This window comes from Flavobacterium terrisoli (assembly GCF_030167905.1).
Classification (GTDB): domain Bacteria; phylum Bacteroidota; class Bacteroidia; order Flavobacteriales; family Flavobacteriaceae; genus Flavobacterium; species Flavobacterium terrisoli.
Genome location: NZ_JARGNA010000008.1, coordinates 257198 through 273164, shown reverse-complemented (window position 1 = coordinate 273164; position 15967 = coordinate 257198). Strand labels below are relative to the sequence as shown.

Below are 15967 nucleotides of genomic sequence, written 5' to 3'. Positions count from 1 at the left end.
TTAGTTGTTAATTGAATTTATGGTTAATCAAATTTATTTTTTATGGACAAGTTGTTAATGAGTTGATCCACTCTCCCATGAGCGCTACGCCTTCATCGTGTATTAATGTTCTTCCATGCAACGGCATTCTGTAGGCTTCATTAGTGGTGTTGATTCGGTAATACATCATTGAACGTTCGGTACTTCCCGGTTTTACAATTGTATTATAGGCCGAAGGAAACTCCTGCATGTCAGCTGTAGGAACACAAACACCCATATTGGTATGACCATTCACAGCGCCACTTTCACTAAAAGCAAATCGCATTGGCCTGTAATCACAATGTCTGTTGTGCTGATGGCAATGTGCACAATTGATGTCAACATAAGAACGGGCTCTTAACTCTAAAGGCTTAGAAGTATCACTATAGTTGATAGTGGTATTTTCTGCCGTCGGATAAGTAAAATTAGCGTCCAGATAATTTTGTTCTACCCATTTGGTTAATTGATTCTTTGAAACAGAACCATAATTGTAATTGTAATTCAAATTTTGAGGTTTGATTCCAATTGGCATATAGGTAATTACTACATCATTGTCAATTACCTCATTGTTTTTATGGCAAACCATACATTGTACCTCCGATGGAATTCTGTAATCTACGCTTCGGGTATTATTATTATCATCTTTAAATGTAACCGGAGTATAACTTCCTGCTAAATCCAAAAGGGCTTCTGTTTGTTCTGCATTCCATACATAATTAGCAAAAATCCATCCTGTTGCTTTGCGAATCATCACCCGGGTTTCAATGATACGAGTCACATTTTCCGGCTGCACATTATCATAATAAAATGTTTTAATCAAGGCTGAACCTACAGGCAACTCCAAAACTTTGTTGTCAGCAACAAAGGTGGCCTTACTCCCTGATGGCATCCAAACGAATCTTTTTTTGTGGGCATAATCAGAAAAAAGCGAACTTGACGGAGCGAAAGGAATCACATTCAAAGCCGGAATTTGCTCTTTCATTTCTCCTTCAAAAAATTTATAATCTGATAATTTAAGATAGGGGACTTGTGCTAAATTAACTGATACAGGAGAAACCGGCACATATTCATCACTGTTGCTTTCTGAACAAGCAACAATAAAAATGACGATTAAGATGAATAAGCTTATAAAATAATTTTTCTTCATTTACTCCTGTGAAAAATTCAAAACCAAAAATAGTAATTTTTTTTTAACTATCTAGTAACTATTTGGATACGATTTCTTTTTTTGCAAAATATTAATGTGTTAATAAAAAGAAAAGACTCTATTTTTAAGCTAAAAATAGAGTCTTTCATAAACAACAGAGTGTTTATTCCTTTATGAATTTTTGAGTATATCGGTTGTTGCTCTCATCGATTAATAAGATGATATAAGTTCCTTTTGAAAGAGACTCAACATTTATAGATGGTGTCTCTAATTTTGTTGATAAAACCTTTTTTCCGGTTAAATCAAAAATATCAGCATTTTTGAAAACTAAATTATCAGAAGAAATGGTAAGGGTGCTTCTGGCTGGTACCGGATACAAGCTAAAATTGCTGGTGGTAAATTCATTAACTCCTAAAGTTGAACCTTCAACCACAAGCAATGATTGATTACTTGCCGGATTAACAACCGTATCAACAACGCCTGATGGCCATCTGATGATTACTTGGTCAATTACAGTTTCCTGTCCAAGTCCAAAATGAGCCGTGATGGTACTCATGTTTTGGAATCCGGTTCCGCTTTGAACATCTCTGATTTGTTTGCCCCAAGCGCCATAAATTTCAATACGCGCTCCGATTCCGTTTCTGTTACTTTGAATTCCGTGAAGATTTACTTTCAACCAACGGTTTGTGTTTCCGTTGTTGAACAATACATTATTTCCGTTTTGGATATCTAAAAATCCATCATTATTCAAATCACCGATTGGTCGGTCAACAGTAGAGAGCTGATACGAATTTGGATTGGCTACAAAATGAAAATTACCATCACCAAACATGATGTTGTTTCCTGAACCTAAAACATCAAGAAATCCATCATTGTCAAAATCAGCAGCAACATATTCTCTTCCTAACCAAGTGTTAGTGTCATAACCTGAACCGGCAGTTACGCTAGTAAAAGTTCCGTCACCATTATTTTTTTTAACATTGGTATAACCATCAGAAGCAGAGTTTACCCCAACAATTACGTCCATCCATCCGTCATTATTATAATCACCTACTGCACATGACCAAGTTTGTTCCGGGTCAGCCATGTTGGCAGCAGCAGCCACATTCGTATAAGTTCCGTTTCCGTTGTTTCGGTGTAATTGGTTGATGTTTCCTCCAACACCTGATCCACCTTGACCACATTTGGCTAACATCATATCGATATCTCCATCATTGTCATAATCAATCCAGTTTGAAGCATAATTTCCTCCTGAAGCAAAATCTCCAATACCACCTTGAACATGGTTCAAATTGGTACCGTCATTAAGATAATATCTGTTTGGAGCATTATCATCACAAGCAAAAGCATCCAACAAACCGTCGTTGTTGATATCAACAAAATTGGTGCGTTGAACCAAATAACTTTGAGTTTTTCTGTCTGTTGTAAAGGCAGTTCCGGTATTGTTGGCTTTTAAGAAGGTAACACCGCTTCCTGAACCGTATATTAAGTCATTGTAACCATTGTCGTCATAATCACCGGCAGCAATACTCCAAGAGGGTTGCACAGTAGTGTTGGCAACAGTAAATGCCGTTGTTGTGAATGTACCATTTGCCTGTTGGTACGTAATTGCCAAATTGGTATTGTCAATGGCAGATACGATATCATCTAAGTAATCTCCATTCATATCCACTATACAATTGTTGTATCCACCGGCAATTCCGGTTACAGGCTGTGAGGTAAAGGACAATCTGTCCGGAGCTGATGGAGCAGCTTCCATAACTGTAAAGGAGAAAGCACCATTACTGTATCTGTTGTCAAAAGCAAAAGTATAAGTTGTTCCTGCTGTAACAGCAAAGGTTACTTGTGAAGAATTTGTCCCGTTGTAGTCATCATTTGAACCTACACAAACCAATCCGGTGCAATCTCCTGTATAAACAATAAGACGAGTGTCACGATTATTGTTAACAGGTAAATCAGTCGAAATGGTAACATTCATGTTTGATACTGCGGTAAATTTGTACCATTTTCCTTTGCTGCCACTGCCATTTCCTAAGCCACATAAGTTGGTAGGTGCAGTTCCGCTTTCAAAAGTAAAGGCAGGCGCTGATGTCGTTGAATTTATAGCAACAGTAGCTGCAGTGGCACAAGTGGCCTGTGCAAAGACTGCAGAAATGCTAAAAAATAAAATGATTGTAAGTAAAGTTTTTTTCATAATTTGTGGTTAATGTGGTATAAGATTGTTTTAGTTTAGTTACAGGTTTGTGTTAACGAAGAAATCCATTCCTCAATCAGTTCAACACCTTCGTCATGAACAATGGTTCTGCCTAATAACGGCATTCTTTCGCTCTCTTCATTGGTGCTGATTCTATAATGTATGATCGATTTACTGTAATTACCAGGAGAAACCACTTTTGTTAAGACAGGATTGGCTCCTACCGGTTCATCAGCTGTCAAACAAATCCCAATATTAGAATCTACATTGGTTTGGCTGAATGGAAAACGCACAGGACGATAGTAACAACGCGCTTCATCCTGATGGCAATGTGCACAATTGGCATCTATATAAGAACGAACCCTTAAATCTAAGGGCTGTGAGGCATCATGATAATCTATAGTAGAAGTAATAGAAGATGGATAACTTGTCAAATAACCTTGTTGAACCAATTTTGCCAATTGGTTTTGGCTGCCGTTACTAAAGGTGAAATTATGATTCAGGTTTTGTGGTTTAACTCCAATTGGCGTGGCCACTTCATTGATTTTATGACAGGCGAAACACTCCGCATCGGAAGGAATTCTATAATCTGTGGTGACAATCTCGTTGTTTGGTTTTTTGAAAGTAATGGTTTTGGAACTTCCGTTGACGAAATCAGTTCCAATCACTAAATCAGCATCGGTTTGCTCATCGTTCCATAAATATTCATAAAAATGCCAGCCATCTTCATGTCTGATCATCAACCTGGTTTCAATCATTTGCTTGCTGTCATCAGGCTGAATGGTTGTGTAGTAAAATGTTTTTATTAAAACGGTTCCTACAGGGAAATCCAGGATTTTATTGTCGGCTACATAATTGGCTTTCACTCCTTCAGGCATCCAAATGAATCTCTTTTTCGAAGCATAATCCGTAAAAAGTGAACTTGCAGGTTCGTAAGGAATTACATTTAATGATGGATTTTGTTCTGTCATATCGCCTTCAAAAAAGTGATAATCCGATAACTTTGGGTAAGGAACCAAGGTTAAATCTACAACAACCGGAGAAACAGGAGTGTACTCATCATCGTTGTCAGAACAGGCGATAAAAATGCTTAAAAATAAAACTGTAAGTGTAAGTAGGATGTAATGCTTTTTCATATTTTTTGTTAATGGCAACCAAAAATAATGATTTTTTTATAATATCCTATTAATTATCTATTTACCACTAAAAATATTTTGATTTCAATACGAATAGTTTAGATTTTGTTATAAAATTATAACAACTTCACATGGTAAGTTTTCAGCTTTTCTATGGATTCTTCTGATTTGTAATCAAAAATTTCCTCGTGCTGATTTTTGTCTTTTTTAAGTGAAATTAATTTGATGCAATTACAGAAACGTCTTATTTCTTCATCATTGGCCAAAATTAATCCCGGAACCTGAATGTTATTTCCTGCTTCATCTTTGGCAACCATCGTAAAATAACTGGAATTGCAATGTTTCACTGCGCCGGTTTGTATGTTTTCAGCTTCTACACGAATGCCAATGATCATCGAACTTTTACCGACATAATTCACGCTGGCTTTCATGGTAACCAGTTCACCAACTTCAATCGGGTTGAGGAAATCAACGGTGTCCACCGAAGCCGTGACGCAATAATGACCTGAGAATTTGGAAGCACAAGCAAACGCAATCTGATCGAGCAATGACAAAATATAACCACCGTGAATTTTACCGCTGAAATTAGTGTGAGAAGGCAGCATCAATTCGGATATGGTAATCTTGGAAGAATCTACTGTTTTGAATTCGCTATTCATCTTTTTCGGCTCGCGTTAGGATATTTTCTGGTAAGGCTTTCTTGGCTTTGGCACCCATTTTTTTCAATTTTTCTACGCTGTTGACCAAGTTTCCTTTACCATCAACCAATTTGTTCATGGCACCTTGGTATTCCATTTTGGCTTCGTCCATTTTCTTCCCAATTTTGACCAAATCAGCCACAAAACCTTCAAATTTATCATATAAAGCACCGGCTTGTCTGGCAATTTCCAAAGCATTTTCCTGTTGCTTTTGGTTTGTCCACATGCTGTCAATGGTGCGCAATGTTGCTAATAAAGTTGATGGCGTTACAATGACAATATTCTTTTCAAAAGCCTTGTTGTACAGGGTTGTGTCTTCATTCAATGCCAACGCAAATGCCGATTCAATCGGGATAAACAGCAATACAAAATCAGGGCTTTCCATTTGGTACAAATCCTGGTAATTCTTTTCGCTCAATTGGTCCACGTGTCTTCGGATGGAAATAACATGTTCTTTCAGGAATTGTGCTTTTTCAGCATCATCTTCGGCATTGACATAGCGTTCGTAAGCGGTCAGAGTCACTTTAGAATCGACCACCATTTTCTTGCCATCGGGTAAATTAATCACCACATCGGGAAACACTCGGTTGCCGTCTTCGGTGGTGAAACTTTGCTGTACTTCATATTCACGGCCTTTTTCCAAGCCCGATTTTTCCAGTACACGCTCCAAAATCAATTCGCCCCAATTGCCCTGCATTTTGCTGTCGCCTTTCAACGCTTTCGTCAGGTTCAAAGTTTCTTTGCTCATCTGTTCGTTCATTTCGCGCAAGCCCAATATTTGTTGGCGTAGCGCTGCATGATAATCAATGCTTTCCTTGTGAGTGTCTTCGACTTTCTTTTCGAAAAGTTGGATTCTCTCATTTAAGGGAACGAGTATGTTTTTGAGGTTTTCCTTGTTTTGTTCGGTAAACTTGACTGTTTTTTCTTCGAGGATTTTGTTGGCCAAATTTTCAAATTCTTTGGTAAACTTCTCTTGTAATTTTTCGACTTCCTCTTTTTGTTCTTTGTTGCGTTCCCAAAGATTCTCAAAATCGACTTCTTTTTTCGACAATTGGATGGCCAAAGCTTCTTTTTCGGTACGGATGTTTTCGCGTTCCTGAACCGTTTGATTCAGCTGATTTTTGATTTGCTCAATTTGTTGCAGCAAACCGTTTATTTTTTCTTCCAGCGAAGCTTTATCAGATTGTGATTTGGCGGCGAACAATGTTTTGCCAAGGAAAATTCCAATGGCTAAGGCTAAAATAAAGGCTATTATAATCATTAAACTGTCGTTCATAAATTCTAAAAATAAGAGTCTAAATATACACAGATTTAACTTAAATAAGAGGTGACTTTTGAAAAATGTTTTTAAATTGGCATCGTTTTTGAAATGAGCAAAATTAAATAAACTACAATATAATAACCCTATTTAAATTATTAGTTATGATAAGAAAAATTACTCTATTAGCGCTATTACTGGTTTCCTCACTGTCATTTGCCCAACGAAATGGAGCGGTAGGACATCTAACCATTTTCTCTGAAGACGGAGATAAATTTACTTTAATTCTCAACGGAGAAGTTATTAATGATACTCCGCAAACCAATTTGAGAGTAGAGGATTTGAACCAACCTTATTACAATGCCAAAATCAAATTTGAAGACAAAACCTTGGCAGACATTTCTAAAAATAATTTGATGTTAACCGATGTCGATGGCATTTTTGCCGATGTGACTTATAAAATTAAGCGGGACAAAAACAACAAGACGAAAATGAAGTTCAACTATTTCTCGTCAATCCCAGTGCAGCCCGACTTTATTCCGGCTTCCAATGTGCACATCATTCATTACGGACAACCAAGACCTGTAGCAGTACAACAAACTACCGGAGTTTCTCAAACGACTACAACTACAACCACTCAAACAGATGGTGTTGCGGTTGGCGTAGGCGTCAATGTTGGTGGCGTTAATATGGGTGTGACCATCAATGATTCAATGGGCGGAGGAACAGTTACCCAAACCACCACAACGACGACTACTAACGTTGGTGGAACAACCCACCATACCGATTATCACGAACCTGTTAGAGGTTGCGGTGGAAGAAGCGGCATGACTTCGGCTAATTTCAATACGGCAATGGCAACGATTAAAAAGCAAAGTTTTGAAGACACCCGATTAAAAACAGCGAAACAGGTAATCACAGCCAATTGTTTGAATGTGGACCAAATCATTCAAATTACCAACACTTTTAGTTTTGAGGACAACAAATTGGAATTTGCCAAATATGCTTATGACTATTGTAACGAACCAAAAAATTATTTCAAGCTCAACGGAATCTTTAATTTTAGCAGTAATGTGGATGAATTGTCAGATTACGTTCAAAGCAGACAATAATATTTTTTGAATATAATCAAGAAAGACTGTCCTTTTCGGATGGTCTTTTTTATTTTTGCCAAAATCCGCTTTATGCACCAACATTTCTTAATTCACAAACCACACGGGTATTTGAGCCAATTCATCTATGAGAAGAAGCGTCACAAAAAGTTGCTTGGCGAACTCTATGATTTTCCCGAAGGCACTATGGCCATTGGTCGTTTGGATGAAGATTCGGAAGGCTTATTGTTATTGACTACCGATGGCATGATGAGCGAAATAGTAAGAAGCCAAACCATCGAGAAAGAATATTATGCCCAGGTCGATGGATTGATTACCCAGGAAGCGGTTGAACAACTAAAAGCAGGTGTCGAAATTGGTTTCAAGGGCATTCGGTATACGACCAAAAATTGTGAAGCCAAAATCATAACCGAATTGCCCGATTCCATTGGCGAAGGCAGAAGAATCCGCGATGAACGCCACGGACCAACGAGTTGGGTTTCCATTACACTAACCGAAGGCAAATTCCGTCAGGTGCGAAAAATGACCGCAGCGGTTGGATTTCCGACACTTCGGTTGGTGAGAATCCGCGTTGGAAACTTACATTTGCAAAACCTGAAAGCCGGTGAGGTTTTAGAAGTCTCTCATTTTCAAATAACCAAATAACCAAATTAACGAATATGCTCAACATCGTTCTTGTCGAACCCGAAATCCCAAACAACACCGGAAACATTGGCCGTCTCAGTGTCGGAACGCAAAGCCGTTTGCATTTGATCCATCCGTTTGGGTTTGAAATCAATGATAAGAATCTGAAGCGTTCGGGTTTGGATTATTGGGTGCATTTGGAAGTCAAAGAATACCAAAACGTGGCCGAATGGGTGACCCAAATCAAAGACAAATCCAGAGTGTTTCTAATGAGTTCACACGCCACTAAATCAATTTACGAAGCTGAATTTCAGGATGAGGATTGGTTGGTTTTTGGGAAAGAAAGCGTGGGTTTGAGTCAAGAAGTTTTAGCCCAATTTGAAAATCATCTGACCATACCGATGTCCAATTTAATCCGCAGTTATAATATTGCCAATTCGGTGGCGTTTGTCGTTGGCGAAGCGAAAAGGCAAATTAGTTTGAAATAATAAACTTCCCTTTGTCACTATCAAAAGTGATGGAATCGTCTTTGAAAAGCGAACTGAAAACGCCTTTTGTAATGAGATTGCAAGGTTGGTCTTGTACCAAATTCCCCTCGGTCATTACAATCATTTCATCGCTTAATTGAATCGCCAAATCAATATCGTGTGTCGAAAACAAAATACATTTTCCCGTTTCCTGGGATAGTTTCTTCAATAGTTTAAAAACCGAAACCTTGTGGAATAAATCCAAATGCGTTGTGGGTTCATCCAAAATAATCAGCGGCGTGTCTTGTGCCAAAGCCCTGGCGATAAGTACAATTTGTAATTGCCCATCACTGATTTCATGATGCTTTTTATCAATCAAATGTTCGATATGTGTCAACGCAATTGCCTGGCTGATTTTCTCATGGTCTTCACCCGAAAGATTGCCCAGCCAGTTGGTGTAAGGTTGTCTTCCCAAAGCGATGAGTTCAAAAACGGTTAGATTACTTTGCGGTAATTTTTCAGTCAGCACCAAGCTTAAATGCTGTGCCAATGCTAAAGCATTGAAATCATGGATGTTCTTTTCATTGAGAAAAACGGCACCTTTTAAGGGTTTCTGAATTCCGGTGATGGTTCGCAACAACGTGGATTTTCCAATACCGTTGGCACCAACCAGTGAAATCAATTGTCCGGCAGCCAAATTCAAATTTAGATTTTCAGCAATGACATGGTGTTTCTTTTTGGAATGGTATCCAATGCTCAAACTGGTCGTGGTCAATATGATTTTGTTATCCTTCAAATTATTGAACAATTATGGTATACGTTTTCTGAGTGTTATCATTTCCAAAGCAGATGGTATTACTGTCATCAAAAAGTCCGCTACCTTCATAAGCACCATCATCATAACTAATAGTCAAATGTACCCTGAAAGTATAAGAGCCGGGAATAGTTGGTGTTCCGGAAAAAAGAATCCTTCTGTCGTGAAATTGATAGATGATTCCTGGCGGCACACTTCCATCTATGTTAAAATCATAGTCATAATAGTCGTCATTGCTATCATGCCTCACCGAAGCCTTGATGTATTCACTATACGGAATGCCAACCTGTCCGATGTGTAAGGTTTTTGTTGGCAACTGTGGTTTGGCACTGATGATGCAATCGGTCAATTCAGCACAGCCGGAAAAGGTAAACAATAGTGCCAAACACGTTAAGGAGATTATTTTTGAAATCAATCTTTTCATTTTACATCATTGTTTTTTTTCGATTTACAATAAGCCAAATCACCACCGGTGCACCGATGATAGAGGTGATGGCGTTAATAGGTAAGGTAAAATCAAAGCCCGGCATTTGCGAAACCGTATCACAAAATAACATAATTATGGCGCCGATTAGTATAGTACTTGTGAATAAAGTTCTATGATTACTCGTTTGAAAAATCAATTTGGCCAAATGCGGCACCGCTAAACCAACAAAGGCAATCGGACCGGCAAATGCCGTAATGCTTCCGGCTAAAATACTCGTCGCAAATATGATAGTATAACGTGCTTTTTTGATATTCAATCCCATGCTTTTAGCATAGTTTTCGCCCAACAATAAAGCATCCAAAGGTTTTAAGGTGAGCAAACTCAAAAGCAACCCAATAATCACTGAAATCGCCAGCAAAGTAATATTCTGCCAGGATAAATTCCCAATGTTTCCCATCGACCAAAAGGTGTATTTCTGTAATTGTTCGGCCGTACTGAAATAACTAAACACACTCACAATCGCTCCGGTAAAACTGCTAAACATCAATCCGACAATTAATATCGACATGGTATCGCGCAAACGCTGGGAGACAATTAATATCATCAGCAAGACCAATAAACTTCCGATGCAGGAAGCTAAGATGATGCCATAAGAAGACAATAAAAACTGTGAAAAAACCGCAGGCAATAATCCCGCGCCTAGTATGACAAAAGCGACACCCAAACTCGAACCGGAGCTCAATCCGAGAACATACGGTCCGGCCAATGGATTTCTGAATAAAGTCTGCATCAATAAACCGCTGATGGAAAGGCCAATACCAACCAGGGTAGCCGTAATCGCTTTGGGTAATCTAAAATTCACAATAATATAGTCCCAGGTTTCTTTTTCGGCCTGACTGCCAATCAAACTTTTAAAGACTTCCTTCACCGGAATCGCAACCTGACCAAAAGAAATGTTCAGGAGCAATGCCGCCAAGAAGGTCAATGACAAAAGGGTAAAGAGTAAAGTATTTCGACTGTTGGTTTTCAAATTATTTCAATTTCTCAAAAAAGAAAGGTTTGTAACCCGGTAACAATTCCGGATGTAAAATTTTGACAATGTCTTTCAAAACGATATCTGGTCTGTTGGGCGCCAATTCATAATATAAAATGCCACCGGTTTTTCCTTTTTTTCCGCTGAACGAATATACGTTTTTATTAGTGAATGCCTTAAACTGTTCATAATGCGGATTCATGTCTGTCATTTCCTTTAAGGAAGAAAACTGTCCTGATGTAATCCAGATGTCAGCATTCTGTGCCTTTTCAAATACGGATTCAAACGACAAAGACAAACTTCCGGTTCCGGTCGTTTCAGCCCATAGATAATTGCCTTTGGCTTCTTTTAGCATTAAACTTCCCCAACTTGTTCCTTTTGGCAGATACCAACGACCTTCAAACATATCTCCGGCTAAAACTGTAGGCGAAGCGGTAGCGTTTTTGACAATTTTAATCGTATTCAGATAGTCTTTCTCAATTTTGGTAAAGATTTCGTTGGCTTCTTTTTGTTTGCCGTATAACGCGCCAAAAAACTTTACCCATTCGGCTTTACCCAGTGGCGTTTCTTCATTCCAGTCGCCGTTCAGCATGACTTTCAGACCGCTTTTTTGTAAGTTGTCCAAAGTTGGGTTGTTGTTGTCTATGCCATAACCGATAATCACGTCGGGTTTCAGATTGAGGATGACTTCGGTGTTAAGGCTTTGATTCATTCCCAGTTCTTTGACTTTTCCGGCCTCAATTCGGGCTCTGACTTTTTCAGATGAAATATAATCCAGGTGCGGAAAGCCAACTAAAGTGTTTTCTTTATCCAGTATTTCCAATGACGGAATATGTGTAGTAGAGGTCACGACAACTCTTTTAACCGGAACTTCTATAATCGTGTTTTGTTGTAAGCTATCGGGAACGATTCCGTCTTTTTCTTTGAGGATGTATTTATAAGTTTTGGTGGCTTTTGGCCAAGGATTTTGAACGGTTATGACTGAATAGCCATCATAATTTTGAATGGTAAAACCTTTAGCATACTGAACTGTGTTTTCAGCGCTAGCAGTTGGAGCTGAATTGGTTTCGGTTTTGCATTGTACGAATAACAAAGAAACAAAAGCGAGCAGCAGGGTGTTGTAAAAGGATTTCATCAAATTGTTTTTGCAAAAGTATTGTTTTGTTTTTAATTTATACTTTACCTTTGCACCCGAATTAAGGTTGCGATTTCTGTTTTTCAAAATCGCATTAAAAGGGAATTTGGTTTAAATCCAAAGCTGTTCCCGCAACTGTAAGCTATCAAGCTTGTTGTTATCTACAACACCATTGTTCCGATAAGCCGGAATGAGAAGGTAAACAACAAGACGCAAGCCAGGAGACCTGCCTATTTCATCGAGTAACAAACTTTCGGGACAAAAGGTTTGGGTATGGGTAAATTCTATGCTTTTCTCCCAAGATTATCAAATTATTGTTGAATTAAAAAAATGAAAAAAACAGTTAGAGCAGCAGCTATTTTGGCTTTGCTGACTACTTGTGCCTATGCACAGGAACAGGATTCCACCAAAGTGAATCCATTGAAAGAAGTGGTCATTTCCGATACCAAATTTGCGCAGCGCCAAGAAAAATCAGGAAAAGTAATCGAAGTGATTTCGGCTAAGGATTTAGAAAAAAAATCGGGGCAGAGTTTGGCCACCGTTTTATCTCAGGTTGCCGGTGTTGAAATCAACGGGAATCAATCGGCCAACGGAAAAAACTTGGGGTATTACATCCGTGGTGGTAAAAACAGACAGGTTTTAATATTGATTGACGGTATCCCGGTAACCGATGCTTCTGGGATTAGTTTGGAATATGACCTGCGTTTGCTTCCGGTGGAACAAGTGGAAAGAATCGAGGTAATGAAAGGTGCGGCGAGTACATTATATGGTACAGGTGCGGCAACCGGTGTCATCAATATTACCTTGAAAAAAGCGTCGAAAAAAACCATTCAGGGAAATGCCTACATCAACATTGGTTCTAATAATACTGCTGACGATGAAAAGTATAACGGACAGGATTTCAACCAAGGGATTTCGGTCAACGGAAACTACAAAAAAGTGAATTTCTTTGCAGGTTTCAACAGTACGGAAACCGGAAACATCTCCCAAATTGCTCCGGCAAATCCAAATGACAATTATGAAACCGATAGCTTTTCGAGACAAAACGCGATAGCCAAATTGGGTTTCAAAGCGACACAACAGCTAACATTAGATTTCTTTGCTAACTATGACCGATTGAAAAATGGGTACGATTTGAGTTTTGACAATACCGGTTTTTATGATACCGATGTCAATACGACTACTTCAGAACAGTTCCGTTTCGGATTCTCTCCAAAGTACAAGTATAACAAAGGAGAATTCATCCTGAATTCGGGTTTTACCAAAATCATACGTGATTACAGCGAATACAATACTTTCACCACCGAAACCGATTATTTCTTATATGAATCAAGAAATGTGGTTGTTGACGGTGTGAACAAATACAATGTGAACAAAGATTTCTCGGTGATTTTGGGTGCTACATATCAGTTTAATGATATGATGAATGGCTCGCCTTATGGCAATTTGGATAACAAAGCGGCCAAGTTCAACATCGCTGACGGTTATACTACATTGGTATATAATTTCGACTTTGGTTTGAATATCAATGCCGGTGCCAGATTAAACAATCACAGTGCGTATGGGAATAATTTTGTGTGCAATTTCAATCCGTCATTTAATTTCGGTACCAATATTCCTTTCAAATTATTGGCTTCTTACAGCACAGCTTATATCACGCCGAGTTTGTACCAATTGTACTCTGAGTATGGCAATACGAAGTTAACACCGGAGAAAAACACGACCATTGAAGCTGGTTTTGAAACCCAATTGTTGGATAAAAAATTAAGATTAAGCGCAATGGCCTTTTATCGTGACGAAACCAATTCATTTGACTTCTTTTTTGATCCAAACACCTTCGAAGCTTATTACGTAAATGTTGACGGAGAAAACAAAGCAAAAGGTGTTGAAACTACCTTGGCTTTTGATTTGACTTCAAAAGTAAAATTGAATGCAAACTATACCTTTACGGAAGTTGATGAAGCTTTAGACCGTTTGATTCCAAAGCACAAGGTAAATGCAGGAATTGATTTTCAGGCTACAGATAGATTGTTTTTGAATGCGAACTACCAGTATTTTGACGCGAGAAACGATGCTTTTTTTGATGGAAACACCTTTGCTACGACTTTTGTAAAATTGGATTCCTACCAATTGGTAAATGCTTTGGTAAAATATGAATTGGTTAAGAACCGATTGAGTGTTTTTGGCGCAGCGACAAATATATTAAACGAGGAATTCGTTGAAAATATCGGTTACTCTACCCGAGGAAGAAATTTCAAGCTGGGGTTAAACTTTGTTTTTTAATTGGTTAAACATAGTTTTTATAATTGTGGTAAAAAGGCCAACCGAGAGGTTGGCCTTTTTTATGCACTTAATTGGACCTAAAAATTGTATAACATTAAAACGTAAACTTGTAAGGATTAAGTATTTAGAAGAAAGTAAATTTATAACGCTTAAAAATAATTGATTATGAAAAATTTATTCAACCTTCGTTCAGCTTTATTGGCATTTACAGTATTGTTGTTGTTTTCATGCGGATCAAGCTATTATGCCAATCATGGAACCGCTTCTGACAGAACTGGAACCAATGGCGCCACAAATGGTAACGGTAAAGCTCCAAGAGGAACGTCACACAGTTTCACAGGGAATAGATAAATCGTTTTTAGCTGCTAGAAATGCTTAAAAACGGTATTTTTGATTGGGAACTTAGAAATTTATTTAATTATAAATTTCCCGTTGTTTATGGATTTTCCCTGATGCATCAGATTATAAAAATAGATGCCTTGTGATAAGTCTTCTTTGTCTATTCTGATGGTACTTGCATTGATATTTTCTTGTGTTCGAACTAATGTACCCAATGAATTGTATATAGATAATTTAAGTTCGCTACTATACGACTGCGGGATTTCTAATAGGCCATAGTCACTGATAGGATTAGGGTATATTCCTTTAAATTGTTGTGATTGTTGTGAGGTGTTGCTTAGAATAATTTCATTGTCCCAATGCATAGCATAAAGTTTGCCTAAATTGTTATCAAATTCTAAACCATAGAAATTGTCATTCACATCCTCATAGTCCATTAAGACAGAGCTGACCAGGCTGCCATCAATTAAATTAAGAGTTACGATGAGTATTGCAGGTCCAAAGCCGTAACAATAAATATAGTATTGATTGGCTTCATCAATCGTTCCGGTACCATTGGGAAGACCGTTTGAAGTTTCTTGACCCAATGTTGTAACATTACCATTGGCAGGATTGATGGTAGCCAAAATAGTTTTTTGAGTACTTTCATTTCTCATAATTGCATATAAGGTTCCGGTACTATTGTCAAAAGACATATTTCTTATGCCGAAACCCGGAGGTGAATTTAAAGTCGGATTTGATATAACAGCCCCAGTGCTAGTGTTTATAGAGTAAAGTCTACCGGAATAGTCAAAAAATATATACCTGTGATTATTTTGATCATAAGCATAATAGTCTCCCTGATTCACATTCTCATTAGAGAATGGACTGCCTAAATAGGTTGTAGTACCGGTTGTATAATCTAAAGCGATAAGACTTTTATTAGTGGTTCCCCATTTAATAGCATACATAGTGTTGTTAGTATTGTCAAACTCAAAACCCATAGTGTTTGGAGCAGAGCAATTATATAAAGTAGCCCCGTTATCAACAGAAACGGAATATAATGAACTTCCAATACCCGTTATCAGATAGATACCTTGATTTCCAATGTAGCCACTTTCATCGGTCATAACCCAACTTAAGTTTGGAATTTGTGGACCAACCTTGGCATAGGCACCGGTTACCCTGTTGATTTCTACAACAAATTCGCCTTGTGCAAATGATGCATAACAAAAAAGAAAAAATAGTAAAGACAGTTTTGTTTTTAGTTTTTTCATTTCTTAACTAATTATAATTTTTACTT

The 15967-nt window shown here is 38.0% G+C and carries 15 protein-coding genes and 1 riboswitch; of the genes, 5 read left to right on the top strand and 10 right to left on the bottom strand.

Going from position 1 to position 15967, the window contains the following annotated elements:
• Positions 1-40: 40 nt before the first annotated feature.
• The 5 genes from P1K33_RS13010 to P1K33_RS12990 all read right to left on the bottom strand — a co-directional run bounded on the left by P1K33_RS13010 (position 41) and on the right by P1K33_RS12990 (position 6469).
• The gene (locus P1K33_RS13010) at positions 41-1165 is read right to left on the bottom strand and encodes a hypothetical protein (RefSeq protein ID WP_284653422.1); all 1125 of its coding nucleotides are present in this window, start codon (positions 1163-1165) and stop codon (positions 41-43) included.
• Positions 1166-1328: 163 nt separating this feature from the next.
• Complete coding sequence (locus tag P1K33_RS13005; protein ID WP_284653421.1) at positions 1329-3359, bottom strand: CRTAC1 family protein; 2031 nt, start codon at positions 3357-3359, stop codon at positions 1329-1331.
• Between the two features lie 35 nt (positions 3360-3394).
• Positions 3395-4495: a hypothetical protein gene (locus tag P1K33_RS13000; RefSeq protein ID WP_284653420.1), complete on the bottom strand. Its 1101-nt coding sequence runs from the start codon at positions 4493-4495 to the stop codon at positions 3395-3397.
• A 116-nt stretch (positions 4496-4611) separates the two neighbouring features.
• Entirely contained in the window at positions 4612-5154 is a 543-nt protein-coding gene (locus P1K33_RS12995) for an acyl-CoA thioesterase (protein ID WP_284653419.1), read from the bottom strand.
• Complete coding sequence (locus tag P1K33_RS12990; RefSeq protein ID WP_284653418.1) at positions 5147-6469, bottom strand: DNA recombination protein RmuC; 1323 nt, start codon at positions 6467-6469, stop codon at positions 5147-5149. The genes P1K33_RS12995 and P1K33_RS12990 overlap by 8 nt, the downstream gene beginning before the upstream one ends.
• Before the next feature lie 146 nt (positions 6470-6615).
• On the opposite strand from P1K33_RS12990, the gene P1K33_RS12985 reads away from it, so the two are divergent.
• From P1K33_RS12985 to P1K33_RS12975, 3 genes are all read left to right on the top strand, one after another.
• Positions 6616-7563: a proline and serine-rich protein 1 family protein gene (locus P1K33_RS12985; protein WP_284653417.1), complete on the top strand. Its 948-nt coding sequence runs from the start codon at positions 6616-6618 to the stop codon at positions 7561-7563.
• A 72-nt stretch (positions 7564-7635) separates the two neighbouring features.
• Positions 7636-8208, top strand: coding sequence for a pseudouridine synthase (locus P1K33_RS12980; RefSeq protein ID WP_284653416.1), 573 nt, complete (start codon positions 7636-7638; stop codon positions 8206-8208).
• A gap of 14 nt (positions 8209-8222) precedes the next feature.
• Positions 8223-8675, top strand: a complete 453-nt coding sequence (locus tag P1K33_RS12975) for a tRNA (cytidine(34)-2'-O)-methyltransferase (protein ID WP_284653415.1) — start codon at positions 8223-8225, stop codon at positions 8673-8675.
• On the opposite strand, the gene P1K33_RS12970 is transcribed toward P1K33_RS12975, so the two are convergent.
• Genes P1K33_RS12970 through P1K33_RS12955 form a run of 4 tightly spaced genes read right to left on the bottom strand, consistent with a single transcriptional unit; the run spans position 8662 to position 12063 of the window.
• On the bottom strand, positions 8662-9450 hold the full coding sequence (locus P1K33_RS12970) for an ABC transporter ATP-binding protein (protein WP_284653414.1): 789 nt from the start codon (positions 9448-9450) through the stop codon (positions 8662-8664). The two genes, P1K33_RS12975 and P1K33_RS12970, sit on opposite strands and share 14 nt — an antisense overlap.
• A 1-nt stretch (position 9451) precedes the next feature.
• Positions 9452-9892, bottom strand: a complete 441-nt coding sequence (locus P1K33_RS12965; RefSeq protein ID WP_284653413.1) for a hypothetical protein — start codon at positions 9890-9892, stop codon at positions 9452-9454.
• Position 9893: 1 nt separating this feature from the next.
• The gene (locus P1K33_RS12960; RefSeq protein ID WP_372508248.1) at positions 9894-10925 is read right to left on the bottom strand and encodes an iron chelate uptake ABC transporter family permease subunit; all 1032 of its coding nucleotides are present in this window, start codon (positions 10923-10925) and stop codon (positions 9894-9896) included.
• 1 nt (position 10926) lies between these two features.
• Complete coding sequence (locus P1K33_RS12955) at positions 10927-12063, bottom strand: ABC transporter substrate-binding protein (protein ID WP_284653412.1); 1137 nt, start codon at positions 12061-12063, stop codon at positions 10927-10929.
• Positions 12064-12110: 47 nt separating this feature from the next.
• Positions 12111-12311, top strand: a riboswitch (cobalamin riboswitch).
• 82 nt (positions 12312-12393) lie between these two features.
• Here P1K33_RS12955 and P1K33_RS12950 point away from each other — a divergent pair.
• Together P1K33_RS12950 and P1K33_RS12945 are read left to right on the top strand one after the other, a co-directional pair.
• Positions 12394-14346, top strand: a complete 1953-nt coding sequence (locus P1K33_RS12950) for a TonB-dependent receptor plug domain-containing protein (protein WP_284653411.1) — start codon at positions 12394-12396, stop codon at positions 14344-14346.
• Between the two features lie 165 nt (positions 14347-14511).
• A complete protein-coding gene (locus P1K33_RS12945) occupies positions 14512-14697 on the top strand; it encodes a hypothetical protein (RefSeq protein ID WP_284653410.1) in 186 nt (61 codons plus the stop codon).
• A gap of 59 nt (positions 14698-14756) precedes the next feature.
• On the opposite strand, the gene P1K33_RS12940 is transcribed toward P1K33_RS12945, so the two are convergent.
• Positions 14757-15941: a T9SS type A sorting domain-containing protein gene (locus tag P1K33_RS12940; protein WP_284653409.1), complete on the bottom strand. Its 1185-nt coding sequence runs from the start codon at positions 15939-15941 to the stop codon at positions 14757-14759.
• Between the last annotated feature and the right edge of the window lie 26 nt (positions 15942-15967).